At 65.2% G+C, this 15879-nt stretch carries 19 protein-coding genes, 7 tRNA genes and 1 riboswitch; of the genes, 13 read left to right on the top strand and 13 right to left on the bottom strand.

Going from position 1 to position 15879, the window contains the following annotated elements; genetic code table 11:
- Positions 1-43 precede the first annotated feature (43 nt).
- The 7 genes from NNX37_RS10275 to NNX37_RS10245 all read right to left on the bottom strand — a co-directional run bounded on the left by NNX37_RS10275 (position 44) and on the right by NNX37_RS10245 (position 1205).
- On the bottom strand, positions 44-328 hold the full coding sequence (locus NNX37_RS10275) for a hypothetical protein (protein WP_255792477.1): 285 nt from the start codon (positions 326-328) through the stop codon (positions 44-46).
- Between the two features lie 229 nt (positions 329-557).
- Positions 558-631 (bottom strand) — tRNA-Gly (locus NNX37_RS10270).
- A 25-nt stretch (positions 632-656) separates the two neighbouring features.
- Positions 657-728, bottom strand: a tRNA-Val gene (locus tag NNX37_RS10265).
- A gap of 56 nt (positions 729-784) precedes the next feature.
- A tRNA-Gly gene (locus NNX37_RS10260) sits at positions 785-858 on the bottom strand.
- Between the two features lie 28 nt (positions 859-886).
- A tRNA-Val gene (locus tag NNX37_RS10255) sits at positions 887-958 on the bottom strand.
- Positions 959-986: 28 nt separating this feature from the next.
- Positions 987-1060, bottom strand: a tRNA-Cys gene (locus tag NNX37_RS10250).
- 71 nt (positions 1061-1131) lie between these two features.
- Positions 1132-1205: transfer RNA gene (locus tag NNX37_RS10245), tRNA-Gly, on the bottom strand.
- A gap of 211 nt (positions 1206-1416) precedes the next feature.
- Here NNX37_RS10245 and NNX37_RS10240 point away from each other — a divergent pair.
- The 11 genes from NNX37_RS10240 (at position 1417) to NNX37_RS10190 (ending at position 10575) form a co-directional block, all read left to right on the top strand.
- Positions 1417-1488 (top strand) — tRNA-Val (locus NNX37_RS10240).
- Positions 1489-1615: 127 nt separating this feature from the next.
- Positions 1616-2281 (top strand): MBL fold metallo-hydrolase, encoded by a 666-nt coding sequence (locus NNX37_RS10235; RefSeq protein ID WP_255792474.1) that lies wholly within the window; start codon positions 1616-1618, stop codon positions 2279-2281.
- 54 nt (positions 2282-2335) lie between these two features.
- The gene (locus tag NNX37_RS10230; RefSeq protein ID WP_255792471.1) at positions 2336-3265 is read left to right on the top strand and encodes a PD-(D/E)XK nuclease family protein; all 930 of its coding nucleotides are present in this window, start codon (positions 2336-2338) and stop codon (positions 3263-3265) included.
- A 74-nt stretch (positions 3266-3339) separates the two neighbouring features.
- Positions 3340-3942, top strand: coding sequence for a peptide deformylase (gene def, locus NNX37_RS10225; RefSeq protein WP_255792469.1), 603 nt, complete (start codon positions 3340-3342; stop codon positions 3940-3942).
- A gap of 12 nt (positions 3943-3954) precedes the next feature.
- Positions 3955-4884: a methionyl-tRNA formyltransferase gene (gene fmt, locus NNX37_RS10220; protein WP_255792837.1), complete on the top strand. Its 930-nt coding sequence runs from the start codon at positions 3955-3957 to the stop codon at positions 4882-4884.
- Positions 4881-6383: an RsmB/NOP family class I SAM-dependent RNA methyltransferase gene (locus tag NNX37_RS10215; protein ID WP_255792467.1), complete on the top strand. Its 1503-nt coding sequence runs from the start codon at positions 4881-4883 to the stop codon at positions 6381-6383. The genes fmt and NNX37_RS10215 overlap by 4 nt, the downstream gene beginning before the upstream one ends.
- A 10-nt stretch (positions 6384-6393) precedes the next feature.
- Positions 6394-7056, top strand: coding sequence for a ribulose-phosphate 3-epimerase (gene rpe / locus NNX37_RS10210; protein ID WP_255792465.1), 663 nt, complete (start codon positions 6394-6396; stop codon positions 7054-7056).
- Between the two features lie 13 nt (positions 7057-7069).
- Positions 7070-7215: riboswitch (FMN riboswitch) on the top strand.
- A 131-nt stretch (positions 7216-7346) separates the two neighbouring features.
- The gene (pnuC, locus tag NNX37_RS10205; RefSeq protein WP_255792463.1) at positions 7347-8030 is read left to right on the top strand and encodes a nicotinamide riboside transporter PnuC; all 684 of its coding nucleotides are present in this window, start codon (positions 7347-7349) and stop codon (positions 8028-8030) included.
- A 38-nt stretch (positions 8031-8068) separates the two neighbouring features.
- The gene (locus NNX37_RS10200) at positions 8069-8500 is read left to right on the top strand and encodes a DUF1801 domain-containing protein (RefSeq protein WP_255792462.1); all 432 of its coding nucleotides are present in this window, start codon (positions 8069-8071) and stop codon (positions 8498-8500) included.
- A gap of 129 nt (positions 8501-8629) precedes the next feature.
- Positions 8630-9724, top strand: coding sequence for a DNA alkylation repair protein (locus tag NNX37_RS10195; protein WP_255792461.1), 1095 nt, complete (start codon positions 8630-8632; stop codon positions 9722-9724).
- 35 nt (positions 9725-9759) lie between these two features.
- Positions 9760-10575 (top strand): CPBP family intramembrane glutamic endopeptidase, encoded by an 816-nt coding sequence (locus NNX37_RS10190; RefSeq protein WP_255792460.1) that lies wholly within the window; start codon positions 9760-9762, stop codon positions 10573-10575.
- Positions 10576-10631: 56 nt separating this feature from the next.
- On the opposite strand, the gene NNX37_RS10185 is transcribed toward NNX37_RS10190, so the two are convergent.
- The 6 genes from NNX37_RS10185 to NNX37_RS10160 form a co-directional block, all read right to left on the bottom strand.
- On the bottom strand, positions 10632-11054 hold the full coding sequence (locus NNX37_RS10185; RefSeq protein WP_255792459.1) for a RidA family protein: 423 nt from the start codon (positions 11052-11054) through the stop codon (positions 10632-10634).
- A gap of 9 nt (positions 11055-11063) precedes the next feature.
- Positions 11064-11270, bottom strand: a complete 207-nt coding sequence (locus NNX37_RS10180) for a GNAT family N-acetyltransferase (protein WP_255792853.1) — start codon at positions 11268-11270, stop codon at positions 11064-11066.
- Between the two features lie 182 nt (positions 11271-11452).
- Positions 11453-12775: an NtaA/DmoA family FMN-dependent monooxygenase gene (locus NNX37_RS10175; protein WP_255792457.1), complete on the bottom strand. Its 1323-nt coding sequence runs from the start codon at positions 12773-12775 to the stop codon at positions 11453-11455.
- 60 nt (positions 12776-12835) lie between these two features.
- On the bottom strand, positions 12836-13363 hold the full coding sequence (locus NNX37_RS10170; RefSeq protein WP_255792455.1) for a flavin reductase family protein: 528 nt from the start codon (positions 13361-13363) through the stop codon (positions 12836-12838).
- Between the two features lie 66 nt (positions 13364-13429).
- Positions 13430-13819 carry a MerR family transcriptional regulator gene (locus tag NNX37_RS10165; RefSeq protein WP_230024331.1) on the bottom strand — a complete coding sequence of 130 codons (390 nt, stop codon included), beginning with the start codon at positions 13817-13819 and terminating at the stop codon, positions 13430-13432.
- Between the two features lie 35 nt (positions 13820-13854).
- Positions 13855-14205, bottom strand: coding sequence for an ArsR/SmtB family transcription factor (locus NNX37_RS10160; protein WP_255792453.1), 351 nt, complete (start codon positions 14203-14205; stop codon positions 13855-13857).
- A 94-nt stretch (positions 14206-14299) separates the two neighbouring features.
- Here NNX37_RS10160 and arsB point away from each other — a divergent pair, with 94 nt between their 5' ends.
- On the top strand, positions 14300-15445 hold the full coding sequence (gene arsB / locus NNX37_RS10155) for an ACR3 family arsenite efflux transporter (protein WP_407079943.1): 1146 nt from the start codon (positions 14300-14302) through the stop codon (positions 15443-15445).
- On the top strand, positions 15442-15864 hold the full coding sequence (locus NNX37_RS10150; RefSeq protein WP_255792451.1) for an arsenate reductase ArsC: 423 nt from the start codon (positions 15442-15444) through the stop codon (positions 15862-15864). Before arsB ends, NNX37_RS10150 begins: the two co-directional genes overlap by 4 nt.
- Positions 15865-15879: the final 15 nt, after the last annotated feature.

Raw genomic sequence — 15879 nt, 5'->3', positions numbered from 1 at the left:
CGCGCCGGAATTGTTTTACCGGCACAGGGCCGGTCAACGCTGGTTACGCGTTGTTGTTGTTGCTGTGTCCGCGGTGGCCGGACTTGGCCAGGCCGCGGGCAACCATCAGACCGACCGTGAGGAAGGTGATGTATTCCATTGCCTGTGCGGCGTTGAACGCGTCAAGGCCGTTTTCGCTGGCGTTGTCGCCGACAACTGCAGCCGTGATGACCGTGGCGATAACCGCCAGGACGTAAACGGCGAATTCGAGGGTCCGAGTGGACACCTTGATGTCGTTGGCGTTGCGAACGGTGGTGTTGTGATCGTTGTGAGTCTGCGTATTCGCCATGTGGGTCTCCTAAGTAGTGGTGTGAGCGGCCTGACGGCCATGCAACTTTGATCCCGCTACTGAAACCATGTCGACATTTTCTCTACTCGAAAGACTTTATGCGTAGGAGAACTAATAAGCAAACTTACATTTGGCGCCCGGGGGTCGGCCTTGTGGAGGAGACGCTTAAACAAAAGAAGGAACAGGCAAAAACCTGTTCCTTCTTTTCCGGCGGTCAAAGCCGGGGGAGAGCGGACGACGGGATTCGAACCCGCGACATCCACCTTGGCAAGGTGGTGCTCTAGCCAGCTGAGCTACGTCCGCAAATAAAAACAGTCGAAACTGTCCGTGCGCGATACTGGGATCGAACCAGTGACCTCTTCCGTGTCAGGGAAGCGCGCTACCGCTGCGCCAATCGCGCCCTAAACTGCTCGGCCCGTTCAGGATTACTCCTGGAAAACCATAAGCAGAAGGGAGAGCGGACGACGGGATTCGAACCCGCGACATCCACCTTGGCAAGGTGGTGCTCTAGCCAGCTGAGCTACGTCCGCAAGAAAAGTACTGAAACAGTACTATTCGTGCGCGATACTGGGATCGAACCAGTGACCTCTTCCGTGTCAGGGAAGCGCGCTACCGCTGCGCCAATCGCGCCCATAAATGGGTTCTTTACAATCCACTGTGGAGGTGGGGACGGGATTCGAACCCGCGTATACGGCTTTGCAGGCCGCTGCCTCGCCTCTCGGCCACCCCACCGTAACCGCCGCATAAAGCTTTGGAGAACCGAACCCGTAAACAACCGGGAGCGGCTTGTACAGTGACTTGCGAGCGGACGACGGGATTCGAACCCGCGACATCCACCTTGGCAAGGTGGTGCTCTAGCCAGCTGAGCTACGTCCGCATGTTGATGAGTCGAGGTGCTAAGTGCCCCGGAATGCTTGCGCTTTCCGCGGCGAACCCCCGCTTTCCAACGAAGAAAAACTCTATAGGACGTTTGCGGGTTCGTCCAATCGGCCCCGGGATCAGCGCTGGTTTGGACTCGCGCCGGATGTGGGCTAGCATCTTTACACGTTGGAGTGCTTCCGGGCGCATCGACGCGATTTAGCAGAGAAGGGCGATTGGCGCAGTGGTAGCGCGCTTCGTTCACACCGAAGAGGTCACTGGTTCGAACCCAGTATCGCCCACCCTTCACAGGCCGTCACTTTCCTTCGGGAAGGTGGCGGCTTTTTTGCGTCTATCTGGCGCCGGCTCTTCGTGAGGCGTAGTTATGGGTCCTGCATCCAGACTACGGACCCAGCTACGGAGCCAATAGTGACCCTTTCGGAAACCAGCCCGTTGCACGCGCCCCTGGACGGGCTGCTTGCCACGCCCGCCGTGCGCCTGCCCTATCAGCACAATGTGCTGCTTCGATCCTTCGTCCTCGAGCGCCCCGGCGGCAACTTGATTGTTTACAACTCGCCGGGCGTAAACAGCTCCGCGGAGGCCATCATGGACCGGGGCGGAGCTGCCCGGCTGCTGATCAACCATGCCCACGAAGCGATGTACGGAATGCCGGAGTTGAACATCCCCGTATACGTCCATGAACGAGACCGTGCCGAGGTGGCCGGTTCACTTCCAGTGTCCGCCGTGTTTGACCGGCGTCAGATGATCGGAGAAGACCTGGAGGTAATTCCGACGCCGGGACACACTGCGGGCACAACAAGCTACTTATGGGACAACGGGGACAGGCGGTTCCTGTTCACCGGGGACTTTATCTGGATTGAGCACGGCGAGTGGAAAGCCGTGATTCTTGACGAGCACCTTCGAGGTGATTACCTCGACAGCCTCGCTCTGGTCCGTGATCTGGACTTTGACGTACTCGTGCCGTGGGGCACTACCGACGACGGCCCTCCTTTCGGATTAGTCGGGGACAAGGACGAGATTCGAAGCCGCGTCGACGCCGTTACGGACCGGGTCCGTGCAGGCGGAAGCCGGTAGTCGCCGACGGGTCGCTGAAAGCCGACTGTCCCCGCCGGGTGGCAGACTGGAGGTATGACTGAACCAGCACTGGCCCACGCCACCGAATACGGCCGCATGTATTCGCGGTCGCTTTCCGAGCCGCCCACGGTCCCGTCCATCACCACGGTGATTTCGCAGGGCTCCACCTCGCTGGACGGCTGGCACAGCTATATGGCGGCCTCCGCCGTCGTGAAGGATCCCAAGCTCACCGCCGCGCTCGGCAGCCCGTCGCAGCTGCGTTCCGTAGTGAAGGAAGCGTCCTCGGCCTCCGAACGCTACCGCGACGCCGCTGCCCAGCGGGGTACACGCGTCCACTTCTACTGCGAACAGGTGGCGCTCCGTGCCCTGGACCGGCCGCATGAAGTTGAACGCGCCCGCGAGGACCTGGCCGCCCGCGGAGAGCACCAGTTCGCGGACCGGTTCGATGAATGGTGGAAGCTCTACGACGTCCAGCCCATCGCCCCGGAAATCACCGTGTGGAATGCCGAACTCGGCTACGCAGGCACCCTGGACCTCGTGGCGCGCATCGGCGGCCGGCTTTGCCTGATCGACTACAAAACCAAGAACACTGACCGCGACGGCCAGGTCAAACAGCTGGATGACAAAGTAGTTATGCAGCTGGTTGCAGGCATGAAAGCACAGGAATCCCTGGTCGACGCCGCTGCCGGCACCTGGGAGCCGTGGGCATACGGCCAGGACCCGCTGCTGCTCGGAGTCGCCGTTGGACAGACCGAGGTGCGTCCCATGCGGGCCAACCCGGACGTGCTGCCCCAGCACTGGTTCAAGTTCTGTGCGCTGCGGCGGGTCTGGCAGACCAGCATCGACGCCGTTGCCGCCGGCCGTGCCCTGCTTCCCGTGCCGCCGCCCCCGGTGGGCGCACATGAAACCCCTGCCCCGCAGGCTGCACTTCCAGAGACCGCAGATCCGCAGACTTCAGTGCCGGCAGGCGCTCCGCAGCCCTGATCGTCCCGGTCAGCAGCGGAGCCAACTAGACTGGATTCCGATCCCATGCAGCAACAGTAAGGAACGAAACTCCAATGGCCATCCTGACTATCCGCACGCTCGGCGACCCGGTCCTGCGGACCCGCGCCGAAGACGTGACCGACTTCGGCCCCGAACTGGCGAAGCTGGTAGCGGACATGGAGGAGACCATGGAGGACGTGGAAGGGGCGGGACTGGCTGCGCCGCAGGTCGGCGTCAGTCTTCGGGTCTTCACCTACAGTGTCGACGGCCAGTCGGGCCACGTCGTGAATCCGGTCCTGGAACTCAGCGAAGACCTCCAGCCGGACCACTTGGAGGGCTGCCTGTCCATCCCCGGACTCGGCTACCCGGCCCCGCGCTTCCGCTGGGCCCGGGTCACCGGCGTCGACCTGCACGGCAACCCGATCAGCATCGAGGGTGAGGGCATGCTCGCCCGCTGCTTCCAGCACGAGACGGACCACCTGAACGGGTCGCTCTACATCGACCGGCTCGAAGGCGAACACCGTAAGGAAGCCCTGCGGGCCATCCGGCAGCGCGAATACGACGCCGTCGCGGACCGCACCGTGGCCCTGCGCGCCCAAAGCGTGGGTTCCAGCTTCGGCACCTTCGGCCAGGCCGCCGCTGCCAAAGGCACCTTCGGCACCCAGGCCGGAGCTTAGGTAAGCGTGACACTGCGAGTCCTGTTCGCCGGCACCCCCGCGGTGGCCGTGCCGTCCCTGAACGCACTGATTGACGCCGGGTTCGACGTCGTCGGCGTCCTTACCCGTCCGGACGCGCCGCTGGGCCGCAAGAAGGTCCTGACGCCGTCGCCGGTGGCCGCCCGCGCCCAGGAGCTGGGCCTGCCGGTGATCCGCGCGGCGAAGGTGGACGACGAAGCGATCGCCGCCATTGGCGCGCTGGAGCCCGACGTCGCCGCGATCGTTGCGTACGGTGCCCTGGTGCCCGCCCGTGCATTGACGGTGCCGAAGCACGGCTGGATCAACCTGCACTTCTCCCTGCTGCCTGCCTGGCGCGGTGCCGCTCCCGTGCAGCACGCCGTCATCGCGGGGGACGACATCACCGGGGCCTCGACCTTCCTGCTCGAAGCCGGACTGGACACCGGCCCGGTGTACGGCACGCTCACCGAAACGGTGCGGCCCGAGGACACCAGCGGCGACCTGCTGGAACGCCTCTCGCATTCCGGCGCCGTGCTGCTGGCACAGACCCTCAGCGCGATCGATGCGGGCGCGGCCGTGCCCGTGCCGCAGCAGGGCGACATCACCCTGGCACCCAAGCTCAGCATTGACGATGCCCGCGTGGACTGGCAGCAGCCCGCCCTGGCCATCCGCCGCCGCATCAACGGCGTCACGCCCGAACCCGGCGCCTGGACGACCTGGGACGGCGCCCGGTTCAAGATCGGAGCTGCACAGCTGCGCTCCGACGTCACCGACCTGCGCCCCGGCCAGGTCCGCTTCACCGGCGGCGGGGACGCCGCCGCCGTCGTGGGCACCGGCTCACACGGACTCGAACTGCTGCGTGTCCAGCCCGCAGGCAAAAAAATGATGCCGGGGGCCGACTGGGCCCGTGGCCTCGCCAACCGTGAGGACGTGGTCTTCGAATGACCCCCCAGCCCGACCAGCCCAACAAACACCGTAACGACAAGGGCCACGAACGCCGCCGCGCCGCCGTCAAGACCCGGACCGCTTCCGCCCCCGGCCAGCGCACCCGTGCCGCTGATCCGGCCCGGCTGGTTGCCTTCGAGGTGCTCCGCGCCGTCTCCGGCGAGGACGCCTACGCCAACCTTGTGCTGCCCAAGAGCATCCGCAAGCACCGGCTGGACAAGCGCGACGCCGGCTTCGCCACTGAGCTGGCCTACGGGGCACTGCGCGGCCAGGGAACCTATGACGCCATCCTCGCCAAGTGCGTGGACCGCCCGCTGGAACGGCTGGACCCCGCCGTCCTGGACGCCCTCCGCATCGGCACGCACCAGCTGCTGGCCATGCGCGTGCCGGCCCATGCCGCCCTTGACCAGACCGTGGGCCTGGCCCGCGCCGTCATCGGCGCCGGACCGTCGGCACTGATCAACGCGGTGCTGCGCAAGGTCTCCGCCCGCAGCCTGGACGAGTGGGTGCAGATCCTCACCGAGGGTGAAACCGACGCCGTGAAGCGCTCCGCCATCGAGCACGCGCACCCGGAATGGATTGTCCGTGCCCTGCGCCAGTCCCTGGTGGCGCACGGACGCAGCGTCGACGAAATCACCGACCTGCTGCGCGCCGACAACGACGCCCCGGTCGTGAACCTGGTCGCCCTGCCCGGACTCGGAAACCTCGATGAGGCCCGTGCCGCCGGAGCCGTGGACGGCGAGCTCGTGAAGGACTCCGCACTGTTCTCCGCCGGCGACGTCGGCCGGCTGGACTCGGTCCGCGCCGGCACCACCCGGGTGCAGGACGCCGGCTCGCAGCTGGTGGCACGCGCCCTGGCCGAACTGGACCTCGGCGGTGCTTCCGTGGATGAAGACGGCGTGGAAAAGTGGCTGGACATGTGCGCCGGCCCCGGCGGCAAGGCCGCTCTGCTGGCCGCCCTCGCGCACGAATCCGGAGCCGTGCTGCTGGCCAATGAGCCCGCTCCGCACCGGGCGCAGCTGGTCCGCCAGGCGCTGGACGCGGTGCCGGGGGAGACCTGGAACGTGCGCACCGGAGACGGCCGCACCATCGCCGAGGACTACCCGGAAACCTTCGACCGGATTCTCGTGGACGCTCCGTGCACCGGCCTGGGGGCCCTGCGCCGCCGTCCGGAGTCCCGCTGGCGCCGCAAGCCCACCGACGTCGGCGAGCTCGGCATCCTGCAGCGCGAACTGCTCACCACCGCCGTGGATGCGGTTAAGCCCGGGGGAGTGGTGGCCTACGTGACGTGCTCACCGCACCCGGCCGAGACCACCGCCGTCGTCGCCGATGTGATGCGCAAACGTAACGACCTGGAGCTGCTCGACGCCGGTGCTGCCCTCGACGCCGTCAGCCTGCCCGGCGCACTGGAGGCGGGCCATGAATCCACCGCCCAGCTGTGGCCGCACATCCACGCCACTGACGCCATGTTCCTGGCGCTGATCCGCCGAAAGATCTAGGAGACCCTTCGTGAGCAAGTGCTGCATCAACCCGAGCATCCTCTCGGCCGACTTCGTGAACCTCGAAGCCGAGCTGCAGCGGATCAGCGCCGCGGACGCCGTGCACGTGGATGTGATGGACAATCACTTTGTGCCGAACCTGACCATCGGGCTGCCCGTAGTGGAACGGATCCAGCAGGTGTCCGCGCTGCCGCTGGACGCGCACCTGATGATTGCCGACGTCGACCGCTGGGCGCCGCTGTACGCCGAGGCCGGCCTCGCGTCTGTCACGTTCCATGTGGAAGCATCGACGGCGCCGATCAAGCTCGCCCGCGACCTGCGGGAGCGCGGCGCCAAGGCGGGCATGGCGCTGCGCCCGGCCACCCCGGTGGAGCCGTACCTGGACATGCTGTCCGAGCTGGACATGCTGCTGATCATGACGGTGGAGCCGGGCTTCGGCGGGCAGAAGTTCCTGGACGTCACGCTGCCCAAGATCCGCCGCGCTGCCGAGGCCGTCCGCGGCTCCGGGCTGCCGCTGGCCATCCAGGTGGACGGCGGAATCTCGCAGGAGACCATCGAACGGGCAGCGGAGGCGGGTGCAAACGTGTTCGTGGCCGGCTCGGCGGTGTACGGCGCGGGTGATCCAAATGACGCTATCCGCAAACTACGCGCATCTGCCGAAGCGGCTGTGTAAGAATAGAGCAACAAACGTGCTCCGGGGTCGGTGTAATTCCGAACCGGCGGTTATAGTCCGCGACCCGCACTGCTGATCCGAGAACCTCGGGGAAGCGGTTCGGTTGAATCGGTGAAATTCCGATACCGACAGTTAAAGTCTGGATGGGAGAAGCACGTGCAGTATGTTGTTCCGCCGGCTTTGCTGACCCTTCGAGGTCCCCTTTTCCAAGGGAGACCCCTCGAACCGGACGCATCCGGCGACGCATCGCACTGTCGTACCCCGGAGCACCCGCTTAGGGATAGGACGACATGGATTTTCTGCGATGGCTCTTTGAGGCACAGATTCCGGTGGGCTCAAGCTCACTGCTGGTGCGCGAACTTGTGGGCAACATCTTCGGGCTGCTCAGCGCCTTCGGCGGTATGCGCCGCAAAGTCTGGGCCTGGCCGGTCGGCATCCTAGGTAACCTGCTGCTGCTGACTGTCTTCCTCGGCTCCATGTTCGGCGGGGCCGATACCGCCACCCTGCTGGGCCAGGCCGGACGGCAGATCATGTTTATCGCCGTGTCCATCTACGGCTGGCGTCGTTGGCAGCAGAGCAAGACCAACGGCGAGGACGCCGTCACCCCGCAGTGGGCCACCGGCCGTCAGCGGATCGGGCTGGTCACCATCATGCTGCTGGGAACCGTTGCCCTGACCCCCGTTTTCGCCCGGCTGGGTTCCTACGAACCGGTGTGGGCCGATGCCTGGACCTTTGTCGGCTCGCTGCTGGCCACCTACGGCATGGCCAAAGGCTGGGTCGAGTTCTGGCTCATCTGGGTGGCCGTGGACATTGTTGGCGTGCCGCTGCTCTTCAGCACCGGCTACTACGCCACCGCCTTTATGTACCTCTTCTACGGCGGCTTCACCCTTGCCGGCTTCTTTGTCTGGTGGAAGGCCAAGCGGGATGAGAAGCCGCAGGTGGAAGTGATGATGCCGGATCCGCGTACCCGGTAAAACCCTGGACGCCGGCCCCGGCAACGAGGAGGCGCACCATGGAACCAACCAGCACCAGCGTCAGCAGTTTTATCGACGGCGTTGCGTCGCCCGTTCGCCGCCGCGACGCCCAGACCCTGGTCGCGCTGATGGCGCGGATCACCGGCGAGCAGCCGGCCATGTGGGGGCCGTCGATTGTCGGTTTCGGCAGCTACCACTACAAATATGCCAGCGGCCGGGAGGGGGACGCCGGTGCGGCGGCATTTTCTCCGCGCAAGGACGCCACCACGGTTTATCTTCCTGACGGGGTGGACACGTACACCGAGCAACTGTCCCTCCTCGGCGACCACAAGACGGGTGCGGGCTGCCTGTACATCAAGGATCTGGCTAAGGTGGACCTCGACATCCTCGGAGGGATCATTGCCGAGTCCTACCGGCGCGTTACCGCGGAAACCCCAGGCAGCTGGATCCACTCGAAGGACGACTCATGAGTGAGCAGGGCGGCCGCGGCCTGGTGGCCAGCATCGACGACGCCTGAGCCTGAAAAACCTCTCACTCTGTTCCGATAGGCTGGCTTGGCCCGATGCGGGCATCAAAGCAAGCCGGAACGGGGGAGCACCATGGGCGCGATGGATGATCTGCTGGGACCGAAGGAGGTCAAGGTCCTGCATGATGTGCTGGCGGCTGCGGCACCCGGGATTTCCTGGGATGGAGTGCTGGCCACCCGGGCCGAACTGGGACCACTCTCGCTGCGCGGCCGGACCGACGCCGTCGCGCACGCCCTCGTCAGCGCGCTGGGCACCTATCCGGCGGCTGCAGCTGCGTTCCGCTCCGCGCTGGAGGATCCGACGTTCACCGGCTGGGCGCTGTGGCCGGTCACCGAGGCGGCCGTCACCTTGGCACTGGCCGACGGCGGCACTCCGGCCTTCGACGATGCTCTGGCTCTGCTCGCGGAACTGACTCCGCGGCTGACCAGCGAGTTCGCCATCCGCCGGTTGCTGCGGGCCGATCACGAACGGGCACTGGCCATCATCGGGACCTGGACCGACCATCCCAACGAACACGTCCGCCGGCTGGCCAGCGAGGGAACGCGCCCCTACCTGCCGTGGGCCGTCCGCGTACCGTTGCTGCTCGCTACGTCGGGAGCCACGCTGCCGCTGCTGGACGCGATGCACAATGACGAGTCCGAGTATGTGCGCCGGTCCGTCGCCAACCACACCAACGACCTCGCACGGCACGCGCCCGAGCTGGTGCTTGAAGCGGCCGCGCGCTGGCAGCAGACCGGCACGCCCGGCGCTGCCTGGGTGGTCCGGCGCAGCCTGCGCACCCTGGTGAAAAAGGGAAATCCCGGCGCACTTGAGCTGATGGGCTTCACGCCGGCACAGGTGAGCGTCAACGGCCTGCGTACGGAAACATCCATCCTGCAGCTGCCCGGTGAGCTGGCCTTCGACTTTGTCCTGACGAACACCGGGGACACTCCGGCCCGCCTGTCGGTTGATTATGCGGTGCACTACGTCAAGGCGAACGGAGCGACGGCGGAGAAGGTTTTCAAGCTGACGACCGTGTCCCTGGAACCGGGGGAGTCCCGGCCGCTGAACGGCCGGCACGGGTTCCGGCAGATGACCACGCGGCGGCATTACGCGGGCACGCATGCCCTGGAAGTCCAGATCAACGGGATCCGGCACGGCCGGCTGGAGTTTGATCTGCTCCTCTAGCGTCCCCGAAGCCCACGGCTTGTTAGCCTGTGCCCATGAAATCAGCCACGGTCAGGCAGTCCGGGACGTCCACCGTCGAGGTCCAACCCGCTGGGCAGCGAGGAGCGTGGATCCTGCTGACCCGCCTTGGAATGGTGGCGGCAGCAACGGTAGCGGCCTGGCTCATCATGCGCGTCTTGGACGATACGGCGGCTTTCCCGCCCGATCCAATGCTGGCCTCCCTCAGTCTGATCCCGGTGAACATAGCCTCGCTGCTGCTCGTTTCGCACCTGCTGCGAAGCGAGGGATCGAGCCTGCGGTCACTCTTTGCGCCGGGGCGGTCGGTGCTTCGGGACGCCGGGTGGGGCCTGCTGTGGATCGCCGTCCTCTATATACCGTTTGTCCTCGCCGTTATGGCCACGATGTGGGTGCTGCACGGATCCGGAATGTTCGCTGCGTTCGCCACCGTGTTCTACGACCCCGACGCCGCTACGATCGCCTCACCGGCCTGGTCACTGGTCCTCGGCATCCTCGCGGTATTCACGTTCGCTCCGCTGAATGCCCCGGCTGAGGAAGCCGTTTACCGCGGCTACGCGCAGTCCCGGCTGACGGCGGCATGGTCGCCGTGGCCCGCGATGCTCGTCTGTTCCCTGGCCTTCGGAGCGCAGCATGCGTTCTTCGCTCCGACTACTGACGCGATGGTCGTGTACGTGGTTGCCTTCACCGTGTGGGGACTCGGGTCGGCACTCATCGTCCGGGCCCAGGGGCGCCTGTTGCCGGTCACCATCGCGCATCTGCTCGTGAACCTCATGACGAGTTCCCCGGCGGTTGTGTTCCCGATCCTGGTGCTCACCGGCGTTGTGCAGTACTGACCGGATAATGTCGTCGGGCTATTCTCCGGGCCCGGCGCAGTAAGGCAGTGGAAGGGCTAGTCGCGGACGGCAGCTACCGCTTCTATCTCGACGAGTTGATGGTCGTAACCCAGCACCGTGACTCCCAGAAGGGTGCTGGGTGCGTCGTGGCTGCCGAAGGCACCCCGGACTACTTCCCAGGCGGTGACCAGATCCGCCTGTGAGCTGGATGCGACAAGCACCCGGGTGCTGAGTACGTGATCGAGTCTCGCCCCCGCCGCGCCCAGCGCCAGCTTCAGGTTCTCCATGCACTTTGCAGCCTGCCCGGCGTAATCGCCAATAGCCGCCGTCGAGCCGTCTTCTTCCAGCGGGCAGGATCCCGCGAGGAAAATCAGCCGCGCGTCGGCGGGTGCCGTGGCCGCATAGGCGTACTCCGCGGCGTCGGACAGCTGGGTGGAGCGGATGAAGGTTACTTGGGATAACTGCGGGGAGACTGACATGGACGAAGTCTAAGCGGAAGCTATATCGAAGCCGAAGACCGACCGTTCCTGCCCGCCGTCTGTTGCTGTCAGCTCGAAGGACATGCCGATTTTCTCCGCAACCCGCCGCGAGGCCGTGTTTTCGGGATGGATGATCGCCACCAGACGGATCGCCCCGAGGCGGCGGGCGTAGTCGCGGCAGGGGCGTAGTTCGTCTTCTCGTTCCAGTCGATCCATTGCTGGGCCTGGGACCGCGTTTTCGGGGCGGGATAGAACTTCATCACCGCGGGATCTCCGAGCATGGCGGCCATGTTGTCGAGGTCGCTGTCTTCCATTTCCCGGAAGCGGAGCCGGGTTGTTTCGGGAGGATTCAGCTGCACAGCCTACGAAAAATGACGAGGCTGTGCAGGCGCTCGAAGTTACTGGACTCTGCTGTCGAGCCCGTACTGTTCCGGCACCCCGAGGTGGTCGCGGAGGGTAGTGCCTTCGTAGTCGGCCGGCATGAGGCCGCGTTCCTGAAGGATCGGCACGACCTCGTCGACAAAGGTGTCGATGCCGTCCTCGTAGATATCGACGGATACCCAGAAGCCGTCCACTGCTCCTGCCTCGAACCATTCCTGCATGTGGTCCGCGGTGACGGTCGCCTCGCCGACCGGGGTGGGGTGGTAGTCGATGACGCCGTGGGCGAGGATCTCGCGAATGGTCCAGCCTTCGCGGGCCACCTCGAGGGCCCGGAGCGCCCGCGGGTCGAACGGGCTTGCCTGGGCCGTTGCCAGCTGGTGCGGGGTGAGAGGCTGATCCAGCTGGCCCGGTTCCAGGCTCAGTCCCAGCATTGAGCCAAGGTAGGGAACCCGTTGCGGGAAGATCCGTTCGCCGAGCATAAGGCGCCGGTCCAGTGCGGCCCGTTTGGTGGTGCCGATGGCAGGCATGAGGCCGGCGAAGTATTTGATTTCGTCCGGGTTGCGGCCGGCCCGGCGGGCCGCATCGCGGGCTGCCTCCCGTTGGGCGCGTGCGTCCTCGATGGAGAAGGCCGCACCGATGACTCCGCTGGCGTACCGCCCGGCCAGTCCCAGGCCGTACTCGCCGCCTCCTGCAGAGAAGATGACAGGCTGTCCCTGCTCGGACGGCGGAATCGGCAGGGGGCCACGCGAGGACACGAACCTGCCGCGGAGGTCGAGGGGGCGGATTTTCGAGGAATCAGCGAAACGTCCGGTCTCCTTGTTTCTGGTCCAGGCGTCTTTCTGCCAGCTTCCCCATAGTGACTGGGCGATCTGGATCGTCTCGTGGGCACGCTGATAGCGCTCCGGCCGAGGAGCTATTTCCTGCCCGAAATTGGCTGCAGCCGACGGGTCGCTCGTGGTTACGGCATTCCAGCCGGCGCGGCCGTGGCTCATGACGTCGAGCGCTTTGAACTGCCGGGCAATGTTGTAGGGCTCGTTGAAGGTGGTGGATCCGGTGGCAACGAGGCCGATGCGTTCGGTTCCCCGCGCGATGGCCGCCAGGGCCATCATCGGGTCGAGGGACATCTGCGGAGCGTCGTGGTTCACGTCGCCGGTCAGGGCAGGGGTATCCGGGAGGAACAGGAAAGCGACTTTCCCTCGTTCGGCGGCCTGCGCATACCGGACCATCGCGTCGTAGTCCGTGTAGTTGGACGGATCAACTCCGGGCATCCGCCAGGCGGAGGGCTGGGAACCATAACCGTTGTTGAGTTGCATGCCGAGAATCATTTTGCGCTTGCTCATGAGCGTCCTTTAGGAATGAAGGGGAAAGTAATCGGAGAAGTGGTCGGGCCGGTTTGCGGATCAGGCGGCTAATCGGTGGAGCGTGCTCGCGTAGAACACAAGGGGTGTCTGCTGAGGATCCCGGTGGGTATCGAGAACATGCAGGAGCGTCAGGATGTGGTCTCCTGCATCGATTTCGGTGTCCCTGGCGACGACAAACGAAGCGATCGCACCCGGAAGGAGTACGCTGCCGTTCCCGCCGATTTCATGCTCGACGTCGTTAAACCGCTGCGCCGCCGGACGCGAGAGCAGCGGGATCAGGTGCCGGCTCTCCTGGCCAAGGACACTGATGCCCCAATGATCTGCCTGCTGGAGGGAAGGCCAGGTGGTGGAGGTGCGGGCGAAGCTGATCGAGACCAGAGGTGGATCCAGCGAGACCGAGGTGAATGAATTCGCGAGCATCCCCACGGTCCGGCCTTCCACCTCTGCTGCGACGAAGGTGATCCCCGTGGCGAAGCCCGACAGGGCATGGCGCAGGGCGTTCGGGGTTGGCTTCGCCCGGTTCGGAGGACGGGCTGGTGTTGGTGAATCAACACGTGGTTCAGTCATGCACTAATGGTGCAACCTTGCCACTAGTGTCAAGGTCAAATCGGCAGCATTTAGACGATGTACGACCTAGCTCGCGGCAGACTCCCGGGTTCCTGACGCGGCGCGGTCCAGGGCATCAATGTAGCGGGTGAGCGCGTCCCGGTTTTGAGCCAAAAAGTCGATCTTCACATTCATCCGGTCCCGCTCCTGTAACAGGAGATCCCGCAGCTCGGGGTCCGGATTGTCCACGACAATGCTCTGTGGCTTGTCCAGGCACGGCAGGATATCCGCAACAATGCGGGTCGGGATTCCCGAGTCGACCAGGCCGCGGATCTTCCTTACTCTGTCCACGAGGTAATCGTCATAAACGCGGTATCCGTTCTGGAGGCGCCGGGGGCTGATCAGGCCCTGTTCCTCGTAGTACCGCAGCATCCGGGCAGGCACACCCGTCTTCTTCGCCAGTTCTCCGATACGCATGTTCGTCTATTCTTCCAACTCAACAGATGTGCTGCTCACCGGGGCGACAAAACAGCAGCAGCGCGTTCCAGTGCACCCGGCACGATGGAGTAGTAGGCCCAGACGCCGCGCTTCTCGCGGTGCAGGATGCCGGCGTCGACCAGGATCTTCAGATGATGGGACACCGTTGGCTGACCCAGCCCGATCGGCTCGGTGAGGTCGCACACGCAGGCTTCCTTGTTCTCCTGAGCGGCGATCAGCGAGACCAGGCGCAGCCGGGTCGGCTCGGCCACGGCCTTGAGCAGCTGGGCGAACCGCTGGGCGTCCTCGACGCTCAACGCTTCGGAAGTCAGGGGGGTACAGCAGGCCTCGACGGCCGGAGCGGGAACTGTCAGTGCAGTGGTCACCTGCCCATTATGCACAGATTGACAGGCATCGATATATCCCGGGATACTCAACATCGAAGGATATCGATGTTCTTCAATGTAGGTAGCCCTGTCGATGTCCCTGCCAAGGAGTTTTGTGAGCACGTCCACCGCACCACCCCAGACCGGCCAGGTCACCGCCCGGCTCTCCATGCTGGACCGCTTCCTGCCGCTCTGGATCCTCGCCGCGATGGCCGCCGGACTGCTGCTGGGCCGCCTGGTTCCGGGCATTGGTCCCGCGCTGGACTCGGTGAAGGTGTCGAATGTTTCGCTGCCCATCGCCGTCGGGCTGCTGGTGATGATGTACCCGGTGCTGGCCAAGGTCCGCTACGACCAAACCTCGCGGGTGATTGCCGACCGGAAACTGATGATCACCTCGCTGGTGCTGAACTGGGTGGCCGCCCCGGCGTTTATGTTCGCGCTGGCCTGGATTTTCCTGCCGGACCTGCCCGAATACCGTACCGGGCTGATCATCGTCGGGCTGGCCCGCTGCATCGCGATGGTGATGATCTGGAATGACCTCGCCTGCGGTGACCGCGAAGCCGCCGCCGTGCTGGTCGCGATCAACTCCGTCTTCCAGGTCCTCGCCTTCGGTGCCCTGGGCTGGTTCTACCTGCAGGTCCTGCCCGGCTGGCTCGGACTGGAAACCACCAGCGCCGGCTTCTCCTTCTGGTCCATCACGGCCAGCGTCCTGATCTTCCTGGGCATCCCGCTGCTGGCCGGCTTCCTCACCCGCACCCTCGGCGAAAAGGCGAAGGGCCGCGAGTGGTACGAGGGCACGTTCCTGCCGAAGCTTGGCCCGTGGGCACTGTACGGCCTGCTGTTCACCATCGTGCTGTTGTTCGCCCTGCAGGGGGATGAGATCACCTCGAACCCGCTCGACGTCGCCCGCATTGCCCTGCCGCTGCTGGTCTACTTCCTGGTGGTGTTCGGCGCCGGCATGCTGCTGGGTAAGCTCCTCGACCTGGGCTATGCCCGTACCACCACGCTGGCGTTCACCGCCGCCGGAAACAACTTCGAACTGGCCATCGCCGTGGCGATCGGCACCTACGGTGTGACCTCCGGACAGGCGCTGGCCGGCGTCGTCGGGCCCCTGATCGAAGTCCCGGTCCTGGTCGCGCTGGTCTATGTCGCCCTCTGGGCGCAGAAGAAATACTGGCCCGCCGCCGCTTCCGCCCTTGCCACCTCCACAGACGCCTCGACAGAAAAGATGAACCGATGAGCACCACCGAAACCGCAGCCAAGCCCTCCGTCCTGTTCGTCTGCGTGCACAACGCCGGACGGTCCCAGATGGCCGCTGCGTACCTGCGACACCTGGGGGAGGGGCGGATCGAAGTCCGTTCCGCTGGATCCGCGCCCGCTGAGTCGGTCAACCCCGCCGCCGTCGAAGCGATGGCCGAGGAGGGCATCGACATGTCCGCCGAGCTGCCCAAGGTGCTGACCACCGAGGCAGTGAATGAGTCCGACGTCGTGATCACCATGGGCTGCGGTGACGCCTGCCCCATCTTCCCCGGCAAGCGCTACGAGGACTGGAAGCTCGACGACCCGGCCGGCCAGGGCGTGGACGCCGTCCGCCCCATCCGCGACGACATCAAGGCGCGGATCACCGCACTCATTGCCGACCTGCTGCCGGCTAAGTAGACCCTTCGTACTCCT

Origin of the sequence: Arthrobacter zhaoxinii (genome assembly GCF_024385505.1) — a bacterium.
Taxonomy (GTDB): domain Bacteria; phylum Actinomycetota; class Actinomycetes; order Actinomycetales; family Micrococcaceae; genus Arthrobacter_B; species Arthrobacter_B zhaoxinii.
This window is presented reverse-complemented; position numbering and strand designations above follow the sequence as displayed.